The organism is Methanolobus mangrovi (assembly GCF_031312535.1).
GTDB classification, from domain to species: Archaea; Halobacteriota; Methanosarcinia; order Methanosarcinales; family Methanosarcinaceae; genus Methanolobus; species Methanolobus mangrovi.
Genome location: NZ_CP133594.1, coordinates 1440392 through 1460992, shown reverse-complemented (window position 1 = coordinate 1460992; position 20601 = coordinate 1440392). Strand labels below are relative to the sequence as shown.

General features: G+C 41.9%; 16 protein-coding genes and 2 tRNA genes. 3 read left to right on the top strand and 15 right to left on the bottom strand.

The genetic code is table 11. From position 1 onward, the window contains the following. Positions 1-33: 33 nt before the first annotated feature. Positions 34-912, bottom strand: a complete 879-nt coding sequence (locus tag RE476_RS06920; RefSeq protein WP_309306933.1) for a helix-turn-helix transcriptional regulator — start codon at positions 910-912, stop codon at positions 34-36. 219 nt (positions 913-1131) lie between these two features. On the opposite strand from RE476_RS06920, the gene RE476_RS06915 reads away from it, so the two are divergent. Continuing rightward, positions 1132-2298 (top strand): cupredoxin domain-containing protein, encoded by a 1167-nt coding sequence (locus RE476_RS06915; RefSeq protein WP_309306932.1) that lies wholly within the window; start codon positions 1132-1134, stop codon positions 2296-2298. 54 nt (positions 2299-2352) lie between these two features. On the opposite strand, the gene RE476_RS06910 is transcribed toward RE476_RS06915, so the two are convergent. From RE476_RS06910 to RE476_RS06860, 11 genes are all read right to left on the bottom strand, one after another. After that, positions 2353-3300, bottom strand: coding sequence for an alpha/beta hydrolase (locus RE476_RS06910; protein ID WP_309306931.1), 948 nt, complete (start codon positions 3298-3300; stop codon positions 2353-2355). Between the two features lie 114 nt (positions 3301-3414). Continuing rightward, on the bottom strand, positions 3415-4458 hold the full coding sequence (mtaA, locus tag RE476_RS06905; RefSeq protein WP_309306930.1) for a methylcobamide:CoM methyltransferase MtaA: 1044 nt from the start codon (positions 4456-4458) through the stop codon (positions 3415-3417). Positions 4459-4558: 100 nt separating this feature from the next. Next, a complete protein-coding gene (locus RE476_RS06900) occupies positions 4559-4873 on the bottom strand; it encodes a DUF6951 family protein (protein WP_309306929.1) in 315 nt (104 codons plus the stop codon). Between the two features lie 39 nt (positions 4874-4912). Further along, positions 4913-6535, bottom strand: a complete 1623-nt coding sequence (locus RE476_RS06895; RefSeq protein ID WP_309306928.1) for a methylamine methyltransferase corrinoid protein reductive activase — start codon at positions 6533-6535, stop codon at positions 4913-4915. A 10-nt stretch (positions 6536-6545) separates the two neighbouring features. Beyond that, the gene (locus tag RE476_RS06890) at positions 6546-7661 is read right to left on the bottom strand and encodes a uroporphyrinogen decarboxylase family protein (RefSeq protein ID WP_309306927.1); all 1116 of its coding nucleotides are present in this window, start codon (positions 7659-7661) and stop codon (positions 6546-6548) included. 12 nt (positions 7662-7673) lie between these two features. Further along, complete coding sequence (locus RE476_RS06885; protein ID WP_309306926.1) at positions 7674-9308, bottom strand: TCP-1/cpn60 chaperonin family protein; 1635 nt, start codon at positions 9306-9308, stop codon at positions 7674-7676. Continuing rightward, on the bottom strand, positions 9305-11239 hold the full coding sequence (locus tag RE476_RS06880; protein WP_309306925.1) for a hydantoinase/oxoprolinase family protein: 1935 nt from the start codon (positions 11237-11239) through the stop codon (positions 9305-9307). Before RE476_RS06880 ends, RE476_RS06885 begins: the two co-directional genes overlap by 4 nt. Positions 11240-11404: 165 nt before the next feature. After that, positions 11405-13312 (bottom strand): methyltransferase cognate corrinoid protein, encoded by a 1908-nt coding sequence (locus RE476_RS06875; protein ID WP_309306924.1) that lies wholly within the window; start codon positions 13310-13312, stop codon positions 11405-11407. Between the two features lie 347 nt (positions 13313-13659). Further along, on the bottom strand, positions 13660-14445 hold the full coding sequence (locus RE476_RS06870) for a helix-turn-helix transcriptional regulator (RefSeq protein ID WP_309306923.1): 786 nt from the start codon (positions 14443-14445) through the stop codon (positions 13660-13662). Beyond that, positions 14442-16994 (bottom strand): sensor histidine kinase, encoded by a 2553-nt coding sequence (locus RE476_RS06865; protein WP_309306922.1) that lies wholly within the window; start codon positions 16992-16994, stop codon positions 14442-14444. Before RE476_RS06865 ends, RE476_RS06870 begins: the two co-directional genes overlap by 4 nt. Before the next feature lie 528 nt (positions 16995-17522). Next, positions 17523-17594, bottom strand: a tRNA-Arg gene (locus RE476_RS06860). Positions 17595-17801: 207 nt separating this feature from the next. Between RE476_RS06860 and RE476_RS06855 the strand changes: the two genes are divergently transcribed. Both RE476_RS06855 and RE476_RS06850 read left to right on the top strand, forming a co-directional pair. Beyond that, a tRNA-Cys gene (locus RE476_RS06855) sits at positions 17802-17873 on the top strand. Between the two features lie 124 nt (positions 17874-17997). Further along, complete coding sequence (locus RE476_RS06850) at positions 17998-18192, top strand: MoaD/ThiS family protein (RefSeq protein WP_309306921.1); 195 nt, start codon at positions 17998-18000, stop codon at positions 18190-18192. 12 nt (positions 18193-18204) lie between these two features. Here RE476_RS06850 and fdhD read toward each other — a convergent pair whose 3' ends face one another. The 3 genes from fdhD to RE476_RS06835 are packed head-to-tail and all read right to left on the bottom strand — an operon-like array spanning position 18205 to position 20567. Further along, positions 18205-19014, bottom strand: a complete 810-nt coding sequence (fdhD, locus tag RE476_RS06845) for a formate dehydrogenase accessory sulfurtransferase FdhD (RefSeq protein ID WP_309306920.1) — start codon at positions 19012-19014, stop codon at positions 18205-18207. Continuing rightward, the gene (locus tag RE476_RS06840; RefSeq protein ID WP_309306919.1) at positions 19015-20199 is read right to left on the bottom strand and encodes an aminotransferase class V-fold PLP-dependent enzyme; all 1185 of its coding nucleotides are present in this window, start codon (positions 20197-20199) and stop codon (positions 19015-19017) included. 44 nt (positions 20200-20243) lie between these two features. Next, positions 20244-20567 carry a transcriptional regulator gene (locus RE476_RS06835; protein ID WP_309306918.1) on the bottom strand — a complete coding sequence of 108 codons (324 nt, stop codon included), beginning with the start codon at positions 20565-20567 and terminating at the stop codon, positions 20244-20246. Between the last annotated feature and the right edge of the window lie 34 nt (positions 20568-20601).

The following is a 20601-nucleotide window of genomic DNA, read 5'->3' as shown; positions in this document are numbered from 1 at the left end:
CGGGGTACTGTTCTTCAGGATGAATGTATGTAGTTAATTCTCTATTTTTCTAATTGAACAGCGTTCTGTTTCTGTCAGTCTGTAGGACTTCTCCTTATAATGGGTGAAAAGGGCTTCTCCCCATAGAACAGCTGAAGGCTCGGAACTCGTAATGCTGGAATTGTTGTACTTCCCTTCTTTGTCCAAAAGTGTCAGTGAAAGGAATCTGTCCGTTACAATGATGGTCAAAGGTTTCAAATTTCCTCTGTACACAAAGATTTCCGATAGTTTGTCTTTGAAAAGGTTTCCTAATTCCTTTTCATATTCCTCTTTCAATGATGAAAAAATTGAATTCTCACTCTGGATAAGACTGAGGTTTGGTACTATATCTCCCCTGACCATATTGTATACATCTTCGGTCATTATCAGGTCAAGTTTTGTTCCATGTTCCACGAGTTCTGAAAGGATAATTAGTTGTGCAGGGTGATATATGGAGATAAAGGTCATTATCCTGTCCGAACCATTCATTCTCCTGAGTATCTCTTCCTGTTGTTTGAATATATCGGGGGGTTTCGGTTCAAGAATCTCACAATATCCAAGTTCGCCTATTCTGTAAATAAGTTTTTTTGGAATAGGGCTGAGATCATGTTCCAGCCAGTAGTTCCTATATAGTTCATGCGTTTTCAGTGTCATCAGGAAGCGTCCCATATTCTCCGCAATAACCTCACCCATGGTAGTAAGGGTGCAACTCCCATTTTTGTAGCTTATCAGGTCCCATTCAACAAGTTTCTTAATCTGGGGTATCATGGACTTCCATGGGAAATCAAAAGCTGCCTTTATGTCATCCGAATCTTTTGTACCATCTTTCAGGAATAGTAGCAATTCCTTCCTTTTTTCAGAAAGGAACAATGTATCAAGTAAAGAGGACTGCATTAAACCCCCTATTCTAATTTCTTTTAAATGCATATATACTCATTGGAAAAATGTTTCTTAGGTATGCTACTAAACATCTTGTCTTATTCTAATAACATTGTACTTTTTTCAGGCCATTAGAATATTCATTTATCTATTGTTATGTCTCCATGGGTTTGGCTATATGGAATTGAAGATGATTTATATATGAGGAGGGGGAACCTCGGGAGGAATTTTCTTATGAGATGCATTAGAACAATATCATTAGTTGCAACAGTTTTCATAACCTTATCCGTTCTTTTCACATCTGCGGCATTGGCTGCAGACGGTTATGGTACAGCTGATGTGGATATGTCTGCCACATCCATGGAAACAAGTAGTCAGACAAACGAGATAGTTATAATTAAAATCGCAACACCTGATTTAATAGAGATTTCAGCAGGTGAAACTGTTACCTGGTGGAACCAGCAAAGGCCAAAACTTCCTGTTGTACTCGTGAGTGATGACGGGCTGTGGGATGACCAGACTATCTACTACGGTAGGATTTTCTCTTATACTTTTGAAGAGCCCGGCATTTACACCTACAGTGCAAAAGATAATCCTGCAATAACCGGAACTGTCGTGGTTACTGAAAAGAAGATGCCATCTGTGGTCGCCACTCCCGCAAAGGAGATTAAGACGGTGGTTGAGCCGGAACCCGTAATGACGGAAGAAATGGGACAGGTTAACGTGCAGACTCAGGAACAAACTCAGGTAATGACCACAACTCCTAGTAATGAGTTCCTTATCATCCGCATAGTAACGCCTTCCACATTGGAGGTCTATGAAGGGGATACTGTTACATGGAGAAATCTGCAGAGGCCAAAGCTTCCTGTTGTGCTTGTGAGTGATGACGGACTTTGGGAAGATTATACTATCTACTACGGTAAGATATTCACATATACTTTTGAGGAACTCGGTACTTATTCCTTCAGTGCACAGGATAATCCTGCAATTACGGGCACAGTTATAGTGACTGAAAAGAAGATGCCATCTGTAGCAGCCACTCCTGTCAAGGAGACCACGATGGTGGTTGAGCCGGAACCCGTAATGATGGAAGAAATGGAACAGGTTAGTGTACAAACTCAGGAACAAACCCCGGTAATGACTACAACTCGCAGTAATGAGTTCCTTATCGTCCGCATTGCAACCCCTGAGATTATAGAAATAGATTCCGGAGAGGCTGTAACGTGGAGAAACCTTCAGAGGCCAAAGCTTCCAATTGTTCTTGTAAGTGATGACGGACTATGGGATGACCAGACCATCTACTACGGTAAGATATTCACTTACACCTTTGAAAAGCCTGGAACTTATGCTTTCAGTGTAAAGGATAATCCTGCTATCAAAGGTACTATTGTAGTAACATAAAAGTTCATGGGAAAGCAATTTCCCAATCCTTTTAATTTCTCAGGTCAACTGCAGTTATTGGAATATAAGTTCGAGCTCATTTTCAATTGCATTATTCATAAGGGCACTGTAGCCATGAGTGCTACCCTCGAAATCATAGAATGCTTTTGGTTCCTGTGCTTTGTTAAAACTGCGCTGAGCCAGTTCATATGGGATTATGGTGTCGTTGAGCGAGTGAAGCATGACAAATCTACGGGGTGAAATATCTTCGAGATAAGTATCAGGGTCTATGGACCTGTAGAACAGGTATGCATCAGGATCAGTGTTCTCATCAACAGTAATGGTATCAGTGTCATACCCGCTTGTGCTGATGGCTACAACACCTTTTATTGAAGGGTCGATAGCTGTTGCAATTATGGCGAACCTTCCACCGTTGCTGAGTCCGAGCATGGCAATATTTTCACTATCAACTTCTGTTTGCTCACCAATAACATTTGCAGCTACCATTGCATCATGTACCATCATATATTCAACAGGTTCCTCGCCTTTCATGAACAGCTCAAAATCTCTCTGCGGGTCAATTCCACCGAAATTCCTCTGGTCAATAGTGATGGTGGCATATCCCAATTTGGAGAGCAATTCAGGAACAGCTGTTTGTTGTTCTTTTGATACGCCTGCCCCCGGGAGGATCACAACACCGGGCATACTAGTGCCGACTGCTGGTATTCTTATCAATCCTTCGATATATGAGTCCCTGCTTTTGAATGTTACAGCTTTCACAATATCGGAGTCATTCAAAGTTGTGATATTGTTTATGCTGTACTCTGCATCCTTAATCTGTGGGTAAGAAAGAATTGCATCATCTGAAACTGACCAGTCAGCTTGTTCGTCAGAACTACTAAGTATTCCGATAACTCCTGCTATCATAAGCAAGGCCCCCAGAACAAGTGGAAGCATTTTTATGTTTGTTTTTTGCTTTTCAGATGTCTTTCTTTTTCCTTTTGTAGAATGCTTCTGACTCATAAGATCGCCGAAAACTTTTACGAACCTGCCGGGTTTATTATACTCTTTTGGTATATATACCCAGACGGACTATGGAACAAAAGTATATCTTCATGAAAAGATAGCACAAAATGATTATTCAGGGCCTTTTTTGAATCGGAACATTTTTTCAACATGCTCGTCCCTCGACTTGACCATAGCCCGAATATTCTCTAAAGGCGTCTCGGGAGCCATACCGCAACCGGGAGCAAGTATATCTATATTTGCATCCAGGCATTGCAAGGCCTCTTTTCTGACATCTTCCGCTGTTTTTCTATACAGGGTGTCGGCCGTTGAAATATTTCCGATTATCGCTGTATTGCTTCTGTGTGCACAATCGACCATATATTTCAGATCCTTCACATTTTCTTCGATGCTTATAGCACTAAAACCACATTCAAGTATATCTGGCATAATACTATCCGTTTCGCCGCATATGTGAAGTATACTATGGCCACTTATGCTTTTATTGAACCTGATCAACGCAGGTTTTACAATTCTTCTGAATGCATCAGGACCCATCATCTCCGGGGAGGACAGAGCATCTCCAACCACAACCGCATCTGCACCTGAAAGAAGATAGGCATTGGCACAAGTAATGCAGGCATCGATGCATTTTTCGATAATATTCCTTGCAGTTTCAGGTTCCTTTATAGTCAACTTCAAAAATGATTTGATGCTGCAAAGATAAGAAGCAAGGTCAGCAGGCCCTTCAATACCTGCAACTAAAGGTACCTGTAATCCATGATAACTTTTGAGAAGGGATATTGCTTCCATTACAACAGGTATCCTTCCCCGCCCCAGCAAATCAGTTGGGACATCGAAATCTGCAGGATTATTTTCAAAAGGATGAGTAATTATTGACGGGGTTCTTGCCTTTGTGCCGAAATCGATCTGACATCCAAGTGCCTCGCCTATCAACGTCACATCAAATGGAATGCGTATGACCTCAAACTTTGCAACCGTATGTAAGGAAGATGCAAGCTTTGCCATTTTTACCGGATCCCTGTCGGCCTCAGGTCTGCTAGCTCTGGAAATATCCATCAGGTCAAGTATTCCTGATGTTGTAACTGTGCCTACTAGAGGAGTATCAACCTTTTTTCCATCAAGTATATGTTGGAATTTTTTAGAGAGACTCATTTTCGATTCGCTAATATAATACCATCCATTTAAAGTACTTGTATTTCGGGTATCTGTCTATAATATTAAATAACGTTTTTCACTTTGACTAAGGAGTGGGTTATAGGAACTCGATACCGACGCTTCCTGTATCTTTGGCAAGTGTACCCGACATAAAATCTGCTTCGATGCAACAGACATGCATCACTGCGCAGGGCACAAGACATGTGGCAGTACACCTGGCCTCTTTAGCTTTTTCCATTACAAGATTATCTTTTATATCGAACAGATCCATCATATCGACTTCCAGATGAGACATTTTTTTGATCTTCTCACATGGAGTGTCAATATCAACAATTATCTTTTGACCATCCCTTTTTCCCCTGACTACATGGGTGAACCCACATATCCTGGAATTTACCTTTACTTCTGTCATTGATATCCTCCTTATCTACGGTCGAAAGTACTGGAAAAGTCAGCTTTCCATAATCTTTATCTCTTTGTAGTCAATTGCATGCACCGGACACACAGTCACACATCTTTTGCACGCCGTTCCCAGACATTTCAAGGAGTTGTACTCTGCAAAGAGATCATCATCAGCTTTTATGAATATCGCATGCTCAGGACATTCTTTTTCACATCTGTGGCACATTATGCACCCTACTGCCAGTTCTTCAAGAGTGACACCTATGTCCTCTATTACTTCTACCTGGCCGGTACCGGCCTCACTGATATCTTTAGTAACCCTTTTCTCAAACATAGGATAAGCAACCGGAGCAGGCAGCTCAGGTAATTTAGACATCTTCAAAAGTTTCCGGTACATCTCCATAGACATACCTTCTGTCCAGTATCCCAGTTCACAGGCATAGAGCTTCTTGAAGGTTTCACTGGTTGCCATCATAAGATGATCAGCTTTTATATTTCCTGCCAATTCTATCAGCACATCAAGCTTTACCTTCTCAATAACAATGTCTCTTGCAAGAGCCAGGGATGTGTTCCCGAATTGCACTGTTCTCTTTGTAAAATCAGGGCATGAGCCTATTTTCCTTGCTTTGGCAGGATCGACATAGGTTCCGGAAGCACCGCTCATATACATGGTCCCAAGGTCTTCATAGTCGATCCCTGATTCATGTATCAGGGTCAACTGAGCAGCCCTTATGGCACCTATAGCCTTACCAGCCTCTTTTATATCTTCTTCTGATACCTCGATACCGTCACCAAGCTTGATCTTCCCGTACTTTAGTTTAGGTGGACTGATTATAATTCCTGTTTCTATTGCAAGAGACAATATAGAAATAAGACCAGTTCCCGTAATACCAGCCGGTACTATATCAGACCCTTCAAGTATCGTTCCGCTTATCGGATCAATAAGATGACCTTTTACAACATCCATACTCTCATTCAGTACAGATATTCTCCAGAAACCATTTTCCAGATCAACATCCGTGATCGCTCCCGGAGCTGCAAGCATACCGCAACTGATTCCCTGTCCTTCTATAGCAGGTCCGGCTGCAGCACTTCCTGTGATTATCCTGTTGCCAACCTTTATGGCCATCTCGGCATTCGTTCCGTAATCCGTTACAAGGGTTGGTTCTTCCTGTTCAAGAAAATCCGTCGCCATCATCATGGCAAGCGCATCAGCCCCGATCTCATGCTCGATTGCAGGCGGGATAAATATCAAACAATTCACAAGGTTCAGGATTCCATGGAATATATCCGTGGCTTTGAAAATTCGGGCATCACGTTGTACGTTATCTATGCCCAGTCTTTTTCGCATATTTCTCCCCACATAGGCCAGATCACGTATCTCCGAATTCTGGAAAAGAGAGAGCTGTATAGGGTTACCACAGACAGCCATCTTTGATATCTGCGATGGATCTACAGCGAATCCTTCGATCATTTTTCCGACAGCATCTATGATTATACTATGTGCCACATCTTCTCCAATGGATATGGCAAAGTCAAGGTGATCAGTCACGTTCCCACCTGGCAACGGATGTTTCATTGTCATTGAGGTCTTGACAACTTCTTTTGTTTCCAGATCTATCAACTGCGCCCTAAAGCCGCTAGTTCCCACATCTAAGGCAATTCCATACATTTTATTCCCCCTACTTAAAACAAGATTTCATTGATTCCCAGAGAATTCCCATCTCTTCCTGAGGTGTATTCAGTGGTATCTCACATCCAGTGGATAGTATGAACCCCTTATCAGGAGCCGCATCCATACAATTCTTTACTTCGGCAGCGATATCGTCAAGCCTTCCTGAACAGAATGCATAGGGATTGATATTTCCCATCAGGCATACACCTGGATCATTAAAATCTTTGAGATCCCTGAAACAATATCTCTCCCTGCAACCAACGTGTTTATGATTGTGGATCTTCAGGCAATCGATCCCATACTTTTCTCCGAGTGTTTCCACATTCCCAAAAAAGAAATTCAAAGCATCAGGTTCAAGAGCCATTTCCAGTTCATGGAATGCATGGTTTGCACAGTTATGCGATATTACATAACCGCCGCTGTCCTGTATGTGTGAATATAATTTCTTAGAGTACTCAAAACCAAATTCCTTTGCCATTTCAAGACTGAAAAGATCTGAAGTGCTGCCACCATTCTCAATGAATGCACCGTCTGCTCCTGCATCAAGCAACATATCTGCAAAGGTGATGCAACCATCAGTGAGGACATCAAGAAGTGCATGAAAATTATCGGGATCCTTCATCATTTCAATGTACATCCTGCTCCCATCCATTAACTGGGAAGCAAGCATGAGGGGGGTGAGAAGTGCACAGCTAATAAAAACCTCATCTCCAAGCTGTTTTTTGAGCATGGATATGGATTCTTCAATGGTCTTTACTCTTTCAGAGCGTTCAATGACAACTGGATCAATATTCTCATATTCTTTTGCAGACTTTAGAGGAAAACTGGCTATTGAAGGGTAAGCATCTTTTTTGATGTTTATTTTAGCCCCAAAGGCCTCCGCTTCCACTAGCAAACATCCCCAGGGGGACATTACATTGTCATGGTGATACATTTCCCTTGCTAATACCTGTGCTCTTGTAATCCCTTTTGCAGAATAATAAACATCCTCCATGCTTGTATTCATCCGCTCAAGTACTGCATCACCAGCTCCGAACCACAAATAACCCAGTGGGACCCTGTCCACCTCTTTTAATTCAAGAGCGTTGATAAAACGTTCTTTTGAAGTCATTTCATCAGGCATTTAACTCCTCCATCAGGACTTTTTCAATACGATCTTATCAATTCTCAACATATTGCTTACAGCCTCAGTCGCCGCGATAATAGCCATTTGTTTAATGCTGAAAGAATCATATACAGGAGGGTCATTGGCAATGACATTTCGGCTAAGGTCGATCCTGCAGTCTATTCCCTTGTTATAGGAGTTGAGCATTTTCGTTATCGTATCCACTTCATTGAGACCAACGTTTCTTGCAAGTGTTCTGGGAATCTCTTCAAGGGCGTTTGCATATTCGATAACTGCAAGTTGCTCTTTCCCAACAATCGTGGAAGAATAATGCCTGAGCATCTGTGAGAGCACAAATTCGACATCCCCTCCACCTCTGACGGCAATAGGATTCTTCAGTATGAATGCAGCATTGTTGACTGCATCATCTACTGCTTCCTCTATCTTTTCAAGACCATACCTGAAAGGCTCCCATATCATAATCGTGGATATCAGCTGATCACTGACAGAAAGAAAAAGGAAATGTTCATCGTTTCTTTTCTCTACCTTCGCCTCATCGGCAAAACCCAGATTATGAGGAAGTATATCATCCCTGATGGAAAGAATACTTGCACCTGTTGCCTTTGAGACCATCTCCATATCCCTTATCTTCAGTTTTTGGAAAAGTAGAATCCCATGTTTTGCAAGTGATGCCTCAATAGATTCATCCACATCTCCTTCACAAAAGACAAGGTTAGCCCCGGAATCAATTATCTTCTGTGACATGGCTTTCAAATTTCGTTCCTGTCCATGCAAGATCAGCTTTGGATCGGCGAGATCATCTATTCTTAGATTGCGCTGGGAATTTATGATCTTACTCTCAAATTTCACATTGCCATTGATCATAAGAACGCTTGCATTTTCCAGGTGATAAGGCATGTCTGATCTTGCAGGTCTTTCATCCAGGACCATTCCTGAAATAGATTCTATAGATGGAGCACCTACCTTTTTTATAACTTTGACATAATCGTTTAGATCTATGTGACCATCACCATGGGTATCCCTGATCATTGCAAGTGTTTTTAGAACGATATCAGCTATTATCCGGGCCTGATGGGGTTCAACCCCTTTACTCAGGCTGGCATTCTCTATGACAGAATGAAGATCACTGTCAGAACTTATCCGAATACTCTCATAGTTGAGGATATCGTACACTTTGTTCAGAGCAAGCTGGTATCCTTTTATGATGGTTGTCGGATGCAGGCCAATATCCACGAGTTTAGCAGCATTCTCAATAAGAGAAGCAGCGATGATCACTGCGGTCTTTGTACCATCTCCACATACTCTGTCCATGGACATGGCAAGTTCTTTGAGGGACGTGACCACAGGATGCAACACATCGATCTGTTCGATTATGGTCTTTCCATCACTTGTCAGGAAAATGTCATCTGTAGGATTGATTATTATCTTGCTCGAGCCACGTGGCCCAAAAGAGGATACAAGAAGATCCTTAATATCTCTGGAAGCATGTAGCATCTCGTATATCAGACCATCTTCTTCAACATCATCCTTGATCCCGATACGATTGCGCACACTCTGACGCAGAGCATCCATATTATCCAGTGCATTCATACTGTTCATGTTCCCTGCATTCATATTTCCTGCATATTCCAGTGAAGTGCTCATATTACCCTCCTGGGGGAACCAACGGCTACCCCTACAATCTTTGTCTCAAGGGGTACTGTTCCAATACTCCCGATATTATTACATTCAAGATCGAACCTTACATTATCCATACTTAATCCGTAGCCGGACATATACTCTGAAACTGTGCTGTTGACAAGGGAATTGGCCATGTCAAGAGCATCCTGATAATCATCGAACATTTGTCTTCCTTTTTCGGAGAATACCAGATATTGTGAACTTCCCGGACCTGCTGGCCTTATCAGCACTTCTTCCCTGTACACCACATTACCGACAAGTGCACCTACAGCGTTACCCACTTCATGGTACTGCGGAAGTCTTATGTCCGCATCAATGAAATATTTCATATCTTTCAAATATGGGGCTACCGGAGCACCTACCATTACCACAGGGGTTTTTATCGTGAATTTCATTAGTTCTGTGCCTGTCAATATTTTTTCCAGATATGTTTTCTTCACTTTATCTGCACAGTGTGCAATGAGATTGAGTACGATTTCTCTGGCAACATCTTCTTTGAGTTTGGTGCAGAGATCAAAGGGTTCTATGGAAGTATATTCTGAAAGGACCAAGGCCCCCAGCATCGATGCACTGGAATCCCATCTTGTATAGTCACCGGTCACATGTAGGACGTCAGTAGGGGTGAAGCCTACCTGTCTTACATATCTTTTCTGTATGAGCTTTCTCAGGATACCTTCGAACATCAGAGCATGCTTATTTGTCTTAGAGGCAATATCCGATATAGAGGATGGTTCGTCTGTAATTGCATCGAATATTTCCATCTCTTCTATCTCCAGTTCAGAGGAGTGCAGGGAATGGGATTTTGCTCCATTGGACATGAAAAATGTTGTTGGCTGGATGATATCGTTCATTATGCGACTTGAGAACTTTTCAGCATGCTGCAATTTACTTAGTATGGAGGGGAATTCGGCAGCGCAAAGACATAGGGGTATGACCCTGGTAGGTCCGATATGCGCTTTTTCCTTCATCCACACATGACTATCCCCTCCAATGGCAGACGTATTCATTTTGATAGCCTTGACCATTGTATCCCAATCGCCGACCACAGCACCTGAACTGCTGATGGCAGGCATGCCATCGAGGATCATAGAGATATCCGTACTTGTCCCTCCCACATCTACGGTCAGGCAGTCCTTAAGGCCTGTCAGATGTGCAGCTCCCAACAGGCTTGCAGCAGGTCCGGAAAAAATGGATTCTACTGGTTTTTTCAGTGCCTCTTCGATCCTGACCAGCGACCCGTCACACTTCATCATCATTAAGACCGAATTGATGTTCTTATTCTGCATCACAGACCTTACAGACCTTATGAACTGGTCTATTACCGGGATCAGCTGAGCATTAAGAAGTGCTGTCAAAGCCCTTTCGTAGGCTCCAAGTTCCATGGAAAGTTCATGTCCGCAAACAACGGGGAGATCTGTCAGATCCTGGATCATCTCTTTGACCATAAGTTCATGTTCCGGGTTGCGTACTCCAAAATACGATGATACAGCAAACGATGATACCTTATGTTGGTTAGTTGTTACAAATTCCCTCACATTCCCCAGGTTGCCCAGGGGTTCCATTTCATTTCCATCAGCATCATGCCCGCCTTCTATGGAAAGGATATGGTCTGTTGGAATTTTCCGGGATATATTATACCCTATGAGTATGAGACCTGCCGGGTATCCCTTGCCCTCCAGCGTGGTGTTGGTGGCAAGTGTGGTGGATACTGAAGTGAATCTCACATTAGCAAGATATTCGGCTTTAAGGCCATCAATTGAATTAATTATTCCCGTTATCAGATCAGGGTAAGTAGTGAGCGATTTGTTTGAATCTATTATTGATCCATCTTCAAGATCCATTATTACAGCATCTGTATATGTGCCGCCAGTGTCTATGCCAAGTCCAAGATTCATTCTTATCACCTTTTATGTGGAGGGGTTATGTGGAGGTTGGGCGGTTTACCCCCCTTTTGTGGAGATGGGGATTTACCACCCAATGGATATAGACCTCATAAAGTGATCTTTAAATCACGTATGAGAATAAAAAAAGGAAAAGCAGGGGGAAGTGATAGTTCCTGCTTATCCGAATATCTGTTTCTGAAGGTCAGGACCCAGTTCCTTTACAGTGTCCACCATTGCCTTCACGGTCGTAAGAGGTCCTCCAGGTGGTATCTCACAACCAGATGCCATTACATACTTGGATTGCAGTCCGTTCTCCTTGAGTACGGGGAGCACACCTTTAAGCAGATCTTTAGTGTCATCCTTTATTTTCTGAACACCTGCAGGGGTATTATCCATAAACTCTACAGGGTTGACCTCTCCCATCATACAGCACATATCGCCATACTTTGGAATAAGGTCTGCATAGTTCTGTGATCCCTTGCTCCTTAGTTTTGGATAGTATGCGTAGCTGTACAACTGAGTTCCGAATTTCTTGATCTGTGTTTCATAGTGTACTGCATCTGCACAGTTGTGTATTATGTATGGCTGATCGTATTTCTTGAATATTGGCAAATGCTGGTCATATACGAACTTTCCATCGAACTTCCAGTAGTCCTCTTCGTCCATGATTACGTTGTTGGACCATAGGTTATCGATACACAGTGCATTACAGGCACTTTCTTCAAAGAACAGTTCAGATACCTGGCAGATGTAATCTGTACATTTCTGGACAGCTTCAAGCACCACATCAGGATGTGTCTTCATATCCATCAGGACACGATCTGCACCCATGAGCTGGGTAAGGGTAAGCAGAGGACCTTCATGGAATCCGACAAATGGTGTATTGAGTTCCTTGTTAAGTTTCTCAGTAGCCGCCTTGGAAGCCATTATAAGTTCATAGGCGCGAGTACCTTCCTTGACCTCAGGAACTTCAATCTGTTCATATGCCTCAAGGTGTCCTTCAGATGAAGGTGTGTCATCTTCAGGGTACTTTATCTTACATCCAAAGTCAGATGATGTTGCAGAAAGATCTATGAGCCCTACGAACATGTCTGTATCCAGATATTTGGATCCCAGGTAAGCACTCTCAACAAACGCATTGATGTCAGTGGCATACTGCTTGTAATTAACACCGGCAAATTTCCTGAGTACTCCACAGGCAAGAGGATATACCGGTAATCTGTCGACCTTTTTGTCGCCCATTGCTGCCAGTGTCCTGTCCATATGGGTCATTTCTTCCTTTGTCTTGACAGCTACACTCTCAAAGTCTGCAATGATCTGCTTCGCAGTTTCCAGACCGATGTCTGTCTTTCCTTTGACCTTCTTTTTAGACAGGATCTCTCTGTATTTGACCTTACCAAGTGAGATCTTCTCTTCGCTCCATCTCTGTTCAGCAGGAGCAAGTTTGCTTACCGCATCCTTTGCCCATTCCGTAGCCGCCATGGAATCAGAGTGTGTAGAGTCTGCACCGATCTTTTCTGCGAATTCAGGGGAAACAGGTGCTCCTCCTATCATGACTATGAGGGAATCTCTGATACCTTCCTCCTGCAGCATCTCAATTACTCTTTCCATGTTGGTCATGGTAGTGGTCATCAAGGCACTCATGGAAACAAAGTCTGCTTTCTTCTCCTTCGCCACCTCTATGAATTTCTCGACCGGCACATCATGTCCCAAATCGACCATATCAAAGCCGGATGCAGACATCATTGTCTTGACAAGGTTCTTTCCGATATCGTGGACATCTCCTTCGATAGTACCAATCACACCAATAGAACGCTTTCCGGCACCCTCTTCTACTTTCATATGTGGGGTCAGTATGTCCATACCTGCATACATGGCACCGGATGCGATGAGCAGATGTGGCACAAAGGCTTCACCTTTTTCATATTTGTCACTTACAATGATCATTCCTTTTGCAAGTCCGTCCACAATCGCCTCGTAAGGATCGATACCTTCTTCAAGGGCTTTTTGTGAAAGTTCTTCTGCCAGGTCGTCGTCACCTTCGACCACAGCTTCCGCTAATTGGTTCAAGATTGCTGTTTTCATAGATTGCCTCCAAAATTTAAATCGTTTCCACAGTGAACCTTCATTTCTCACTGTTAACAAAGAACAGTATTTCATTTGCGATATATATCATAACCGGAGGTAATATGTTAATGGCATTAATATTATGAACCAGCTATCATTTTAAGCAGGACCATAATCCTATGAATGAAACCCTGGGAATTAACAACGTTAACAATTGAAATGAACAACAATTAGATTAATGGTTTTAATTAAATTAATGGCTTTGATCTGATGAAAGCAAAAATAGAATATATCCATCCAAGTACTTCATGATAAAAAAAGTAAAATATAACCAGAGGAACTATCCCCTACATGAAAAACGGACCTCAGAGACCAGTCACTTCTTGTGCTGCCTGCCTGAAAAACTGATACATATCTTCTCCCCACTTCAATGCATCCATTTCAAAACTCATCATAGCATGATTGTGGAACATCCCATTCTTATAGAACAGTGTCAATGAAAGGAATCTGTCTGTTACTACACTTGAGGCAAAATCAATATCCTCTTTACACACAAAAAGTTCCGTATTTTCCATCCCGAGATAATCCTTCAATTGTTCGGAATACTCCGTTTCAAATCTTTCAAATACAGACTCTGTTATTATGAGTGAGATTCGGACACCTTTCCTGGCAAGTTCAATGTATTTATAAGGATAAGTAGGGCTGAATGAAGAGGAGATTTCCATGATATATTTTGACTGTACAAGATTGTCGGTGAACTTTTTCGGCAATTCATACATACGATTGAGTTCCGGCTCAACAAGTTCACAGGAACCTAGCTCTTCTATACTCTCTAGAAGATGTGCCGGAATACCTTTTACCTTATGATTTTCCCAGTATTGTTTATTGTCTTCAAAGACCATTAAGGTATTTAATAGAGGGACCATTTTCTTTACAATAACTTCACCAAAACTGGAAAGTCGGTACTGATCATTCTCATAAAGTATTATGCCCTGATCAATGAGGATCTTTATCTGCGTCATCATAGCACTGGACGTGACATTAAGTGTGCTTTTGATCTCATCGATGTTCATAGGTCTTTCTATCAGCAGAAGGAGGAGATCTTTTCTTTTGTCTGAGAGAAAAAGAGTACCTAACAAAGCCAGTTTCATGCCATCATCTCACGTTTGATATTCTGCGTGGAATCGCCTTCCGCAACCTCTATTGGAAGCCTTATGTGGAATGTTGTTCCTTTACCCTTTTCACTTTCGATCCATATCTCCCCTTTATGTTCAAGGATTATGTCTTTACAGATGTACAGACCGGATTCAAGTCCCTGGTACATTCGACTCATTGAGTCCTCCATTTGATAGAATTTCTGGAAGATATGCGGAATAAGATCTTTTTGTATACCTGGCCCCGTATCAGATATCCTCAAGTGCAGATGGGCACTTTCTTCACTCAGATCTATGTTTATTCTTCCCCCTTCTGGAGTGAATTTGATCGCATTATCTATAATAATTATCAATGTTTGAGTCAGTTTATCCTTATCAGAGCTTATTGTCGGTAATCCCTCAGGTACATTAACTTCTAAATCAATTCCTTTCTCATCTATTAGTAATATAAGATTCATCAAGGCTTCAGATATTAGTTTGTCCACATGCGTCTGGGAAAAAGTATATACAATCTTTCCAGCCTGTTCCTGACTCATATACAGAAGTGAATTTACCATACGTTTCAATCTTTCAGAGTTAAGCAATACGGAATCGATAGCTTTTGCCTGCTGATCATCAATAGCCATGACCATCTCATCATCAAAGATACCGCACTCTGCACGCTCAGGACCATCTATAAACTCCAGCCTTTCTGCAATGAACTCGGTCTTCATTCTGTTAATGGACCTTAGTTCCTCATTTGCCATCTTTAGTTCATCGGAATATTGTTTTAAGGCATCTTCTATTTGTTTTCTTTGAATGAGATTCCACATGCCCTGCATCAATAAGGTAAGCTGGCGTACATCTGATTCATCATAATCTTCTGTTTTATTGCCAACACCTGCAACGGCAACTATATGGTCACCATCAAATATCGGAATATTCATATGCCTGGTAAGTTCCACGTGATCCTCAGGGTATCCCTTTTTCATAGGACTTGGATGAGAGTAATCATTTGTGATTATAGGTCTGCGCTGCCTTATTGCTTCACCCCATAACCCGGTAGTCTTTATAGGATACACGAAACGTTTGTCTTTGATACCACATTCATTCATAGCACTTTTCGACCAGGAATGCATAATAAGAGCTGTTTCATCTGCATTCATGAACGCAAGGTATCCAAGCGTACTTTCAGTAAGCCTTACAGCTTCTTCCCTTGCAAAATCGGTGATCTCATTCAACGATGCACCTGTCATTCTATTTAGTTTAACAAGAGCTTCAAGCCTTTCCTCTTCAAGCCGGCGCTTTCTTTCGGCTCTTTTGCGCTCAGTGATGTCTCTGGCAACTGACAGGATGACTTTCTTCCCATCATATATTATAAATCGGGCACTGACTTCCAGCGGTATTCTCCTGCCATCCTTGTGTATAGCCTCGGTCTCGTATACCGCCCTTCCATCCTTTTCGATCTTCTTCATAAGTTTTGACACTTGACGCACATCTTTTGCGGGAATTATGTCGATTGGATAGGAATTTAACATCTCGTTTCTGCTGTAACCCAATGTATCTACTACGGCCTGGTTAACAGCGAGTGTTTTTCCGTCAAGTTCACTTATATAGATCTGATCGTTCACATTATTGAGAATGATCTTAAGCTTTTGTTCAGATTCAATAGCATTATCCAATACGTTCTTTTTGTTTATTGCAATAGCTGCGAGATTGGCATTTGCTTTTAGGATATCAATTTCTTCTTTTGTAGGCCTGTGTGGTTCACAGAAGTAGATTCCAAAAGTTCCAAATATCTCATTATTCGAACTTCTTATGGGTTCGCAACAACTAGCCCTAATGCCTGCCTGGACTGCAACTTCCCTAAGATCATCCCAGTATGGATGCTCCATTATGTCCTCTACAACAACCCTTTTCCCGGTGTAAACAGCAGTTGAACAGGAACTTATACCTTCACCAATGGGTAGTCCTTCAATAGCTTTTTTGTAAAAATCCGGAAGATCAAGAGAAATAGCATGAACCAGATGTTTCTTTTCCTCATCCAGTAACATGACAATACTGATTGCTTCCGGTATAAGTCTTTTAGTTGATCTCACCAAACGTGCGAGAATCTCATTAAGAGTTTCACCCGACGCCAAGCCCTCAAGAATCTGATTGCGGCAATCTATTATTTTTTCAGAGAGTTTTCGCTGGCTTATATCAAGTATAATACCTTCATAATACTGAATATTACCGCTCTCATCCCTCCGAACAATAGTTCTGTCGTCAACATACCGTATTTCACCGGATGGCGTTAATATTCTATATTCCTGAACAAAATTATCAACACATGTTTCAGAGTATTCAGTAACCTCTCTGTGTACACGTTCAATGTCATCAGGATGGATTATATCTTCATACTTTAATCTGCCTGAAAGAAACTCTTCAGATGAATATCCAAACTGTTTGACATTCTCTGAGACAAATTCTACTGGCCACCCTTCTTCTGGCTTCCATATGAATATAGTCACAGGACTGTCATTAACGACTTTTACAATTTCTGAATTTACATCAAGTTGTGCCATTTTTTATCATCATATAATTGTATCAACTAAATAGTTAGGAATACACCCAAGGAATATATCAATTAATGTCTAATACATTAGATTGTCAACGGAATACTTGTGCTCTGAAAAATATGAACAAGCTCTCACTTGAGTTTATTCACAAAGTTCCTTCAAATATTAGTACGCCGATGACTTTCTTCCCATCTACCTTTCTATGCGCAGGAATGTGGTTTATACAACTATATATAATTTCTGCAGAACTCACTAAATCAAAATTGATAAGAAAGATGTCTAATCTTGTGTGGCCCCCAGATTTAAATGGCTTTTATCAATACTCTAATTTGATAAAAATGGTCAATGTATGCAAAAAGACACTTTAAATTAGGGCTATGGAATAATAATCAAGTAGTTCCGGGAAGACATTATGCTTTGTCAAATTATAATGCGGTGTGCACTATTGTATATTATGTGCCACAGACAATATTTAAAAAGGTGGATATTAACTGGAAAAACACAAAGCATATAGGTCTATATAAGCAATTTTAGTGAACCTGCCGGGACTCGAACCCGGGTTCTAAGCTCCGGAGGCTTAAGTGATATCCGCTACACTACAGGTCCATTACTTGAAATTAATAAGCTCGTTCTGCATGTTTCTCATTGAAGATAAATATAATGTTGTTTGGATGTTGTTTTGGAGATTTGTGTGAGTATGTACAGTAGTTCTCAGTATGAAGCATAATAATTTGTTTAGTATTGTTGCGAACAAAAACCTTAAATATCACAATTGTGTATTAGGTATATTCACAATTGTGAAGAAAAACGTCTGCCAAGGTGGCGGAGCGGCTACGCAATCGCCTGCAGAGCGATTCCATCCCGGTTCGAATCCGGGCCTTGGCTTGAGGTCTTCTCCACCTCGCTTCCCTCAGATAAGCAGGAGCCTCAATGGCTCTTGCTAAAAACGTATAAACCTGAAAGTCTAAAACCCCTTGTTTTATTTTTACCATCTATTACAGGTCATACCATGAAAGTAAAATTGCCATCCGGTAAAACAGAAGAAATGAATATGGGATCAGTTACTGTTGAAGAACTGCTGCGCCATCTGGACATAAGTCAGGGAGAAGTGCTTGTGTCAAGGGACGGGCACATCATTCCGGAAGATACCGTACTTAATAATGGTGATAATGTTCACATAAGGCAGGTCGTATTCGGTGGCTGAGCCGGAACATCTTCATTTCATCTTACTTTCTTCTTTTTCATCTTCCCGCAGAGATTCAGAAATGGAAAGTGGGATATCTGTTATTCGGTTTCCCCTTGAGTAAACATTCATCTTTTTGCTGCGTACAAAACCGACAATAGTAAGTCCACGGGATCTTGCGATATCAATTGCAAGTGTTGTAGTTGCTCCTCTTGAGACAACTACCGGGATGTTAGCTGTCAGGCATTTCCTTACCATTTCCGATGATATCCTTCCGGAACAGATGATGTATGTACTGGAAAGATCGATATTTTTCTCAAGAGCATAGCCTATTATCTTGTCAAGTGCGTTGTGCCTTCCAATATCCTCAACAACACAAACCTTTCCTTTTGCATTGTACATTCCAACTACATGTATTCCGCCTGTCAATACATGAAGTTGTGAATCAAGTGCTTCTTTCACAACGGTACGTATCGTTTCAGAATCAAGGATGAGGTCCGACTCGATCTCAGGAAGTTTGGCTATATCAAGGTAGGACATTGACCCGCCACAGCCACTAAGGACCGTTTTCTTCGAGACAAGTATCTTGAAAGGACTTTTTGTAAGAATGCTGGCATTTGTGTCTTCAATTTTGATCGACTCGATCTCATCCGTATCTTTGATTATTCCCTCTGTGTAAAGAAAGCCGATCACAAATTCCCTTAGCATATCAGGACTTACCATTGCGGTAAGGGCATGTCTCCCATTAACAGTGACAGCAAGTGGCATCTCTTCGATGACCGGATGCATTTCCAGGTCAAAGGAATCACCATCTCCTTTTATACAATCTACTTCTCTGTACATTCATAATCTCCTTGTCAGTTCTTCCATTGTGTCTATCAGAAGGTCTACTTCCTCGTCAGTGTTGTACAGATAGAGGCTTGCCCGGACAGTGCCGCTCTCAAGTCCCATATGGTTCATAAGTGGCTGGCAGCAGTGCTCTCCTGACCGTGTCATGATAGCTGCGCCCTCATCAAGAATGTGTGCCACTTCATGCGGATGCATTCCTTCAACATTGAAGGATACGACACCTATCCTTTCATGAATGTTTTCAGGTCCGTAAACAGTCACATTTTCAATACCGTGAAGTCCTGAAAGCAGTCGCTTTGTCAGTTTATCCTCATGCTCTTTTATGTTCTGCATACCTATATCATCAAGATAATCTATAGCCGTTGCTAGTCCTATCATTCCTGAAATATTGGGAGTTCCGGCTTCATACTTCTCATACCCTTCTGCAAGAGTGTAATCATCCACGGATACCTTTCCTATCATACCGCCACCAAGCATCAGCGGTTGAAGTCCTTCCTCTTTCATCCACAGTATTCCTGTTCCGGTGGGTCCTAACATCTTATGTCCTGAAAAGCAAAGGTAATCGCAACCAAGTTCTTTTACATCAATGGGGATGTGCGGAACTGACTGTGCCCCATCTACAAGTAGTTTCGCTCCTTTTTCATGGCAGATGGCAGCTATCTCTTTTACCGGCAACAGGTTTCCCAGGACATTTGAGGCATGGGTGACGGCAACGATCTTAGTATTCTCATCTATTGCTGCCTCAAAGTCTTTAATATCGAGTGAACCATGGGCATCTGTTCTTATTATTGAAACATTCACGCCTCTCTTGCGCAGACGCATCCACGGTAAAAAATCAGAATGATGTTCAAGGATCGTGGTGACCACCTTGTCACCTTTATTCCACTTTGTCCCGCAGGCAACCATATTGATGGCTTCTGTTGTATTCTTCGTAAGCACGGTAATGCCACTCTCTCCGCCAATGAACCGGGCTATCTTCTGGTGTGCATGCCAGTAACGCTGGGAAGCTACATTCGTAAGTCTGTGTACACCTCGTCCTACATTGGCCCGATAATGCCTTTCAAAATCGTTTGTGGAGCTAAGCACCTGTTCCGGGGAAAGGCTGGTTGCGGCATTATCCATATAGGATACGTCCCCGAGGATTGGAAAATCGCCTCTTATCCGCTTAACGTTTAGCATAAGATCTCATCCGGAGAAGTTTACGTGGCTGGAAATGCCTCTAATTACTTTTCACTTTCACTATTATGGCATTGCTGCTCATCTTCACGCAATTGGTGGCAGATGTCACATATCCTTGCTGCAAGGTTATCAACACGGCCTGCTTCCATGTCTTCTGCAAGAACGCGTATGGATTTCTTGACATCTTCATCAAATACTATGCGATAACCTCTTTTCTTGGAGAGGTATTGTGAAACAGCCGAAGGTGCCATTTCCAGTTCTTTGGCAACTTCCTGCTGGGAAAGGCCGCAGTTAACGAGTTCTTCTGCAATTGCTGCTCTGATGGCTGGCAAAACATCCCAGACAATCATCTGACAGGGTAATTTCATGATATTTTTTCCTCTGGCTAATCAGTTTTTAATT

What these genes read in the sequence shown, in the direction of transcription:
- RE476_RS06920 (WP_309306933.1), bottom strand. Translation starts at nt 912, where the DNA reads ATGCAGTCCTCTTTACTTGATACATTGTTCCTTTCTGAAAAAAGGAAG.
- RE476_RS06915 (WP_309306932.1), top strand. Translation starts at nt 1,132, where the DNA reads ATGAGATGCATTAGAACAATATCATTAGTTGCAACAGTTTTCATAACC.
- RE476_RS06910 (WP_309306931.1), bottom strand. Translation starts at nt 3,300, where the DNA reads ATGAGTCAGAAGCATTCTACAAAAGGAAAAAGAAAGACATCTGAAAAG.
- mtaA (WP_309306930.1), bottom strand. Translation starts at nt 4,458, where the DNA reads ATGAGTCTCTCTAAAAAATTCCAACATATACTTGATGGAAAAAAGGTT.
- RE476_RS06900 (WP_309306929.1), bottom strand. Translation starts at nt 4,873, where the DNA reads ATGACAGAAGTAAAGGTAAATTCCAGGATATGTGGGTTCACCCATGTA.
- RE476_RS06895 (WP_309306928.1), bottom strand. Translation starts at nt 6,535, where the DNA reads ATGTATGGAATTGCCTTAGATGTGGGAACTAGCGGCTTTAGGGCGCAG.
- RE476_RS06890 (WP_309306927.1), bottom strand. Translation starts at nt 7,661, where the DNA reads ATGCCTGATGAAATGACTTCAAAAGAACGTTTTATCAACGCTCTTGAA.
- RE476_RS06885 (WP_309306926.1), bottom strand. Translation starts at nt 9,308, where the DNA reads ATGAGCACTTCACTGGAATATGCAGGAAATATGAATGCAGGGAACATG.
- RE476_RS06880 (WP_309306925.1), bottom strand. Translation starts at nt 11,239, where the DNA reads ATGAATCTTGGACTTGGCATAGACACTGGCGGCACATATACAGATGCT.
- RE476_RS06875 (WP_309306924.1), bottom strand. Translation starts at nt 13,312, where the DNA reads ATGAAAACAGCAATCTTGAACCAATTAGCGGAAGCTGTGGTCGAAGGT.
- RE476_RS06870 (WP_309306923.1), bottom strand. Translation starts at nt 14,445, where the DNA reads ATGAAACTGGCTTTGTTAGGTACTCTTTTTCTCTCAGACAAAAGAAAA.
- RE476_RS06865 (WP_309306922.1), bottom strand. Translation starts at nt 16,994, where the DNA reads ATGGCACAACTTGATGTAAATTCAGAAATTGTAAAAGTCGTTAATGAC.
- RE476_RS06850 (WP_309306921.1), top strand. Translation starts at nt 17,998, where the DNA reads ATGAAAGTAAAATTGCCATCCGGTAAAACAGAAGAAATGAATATGGGA.
- fdhD (WP_309306920.1), bottom strand. Translation starts at nt 19,014, where the DNA reads ATGTACAGAGAAGTAGATTGTATAAAAGGAGATGGTGATTCCTTTGAC.
- RE476_RS06840 (WP_309306919.1), bottom strand. Translation starts at nt 20,199, where the DNA reads ATGCTAAACGTTAAGCGGATAAGAGGCGATTTTCCAATCCTCGGGGAC.
- RE476_RS06835 (WP_309306918.1), bottom strand. Translation starts at nt 20,567, where the DNA reads ATGAAATTACCCTGTCAGATGATTGTCTGGGATGTTTTGCCAGCCATC.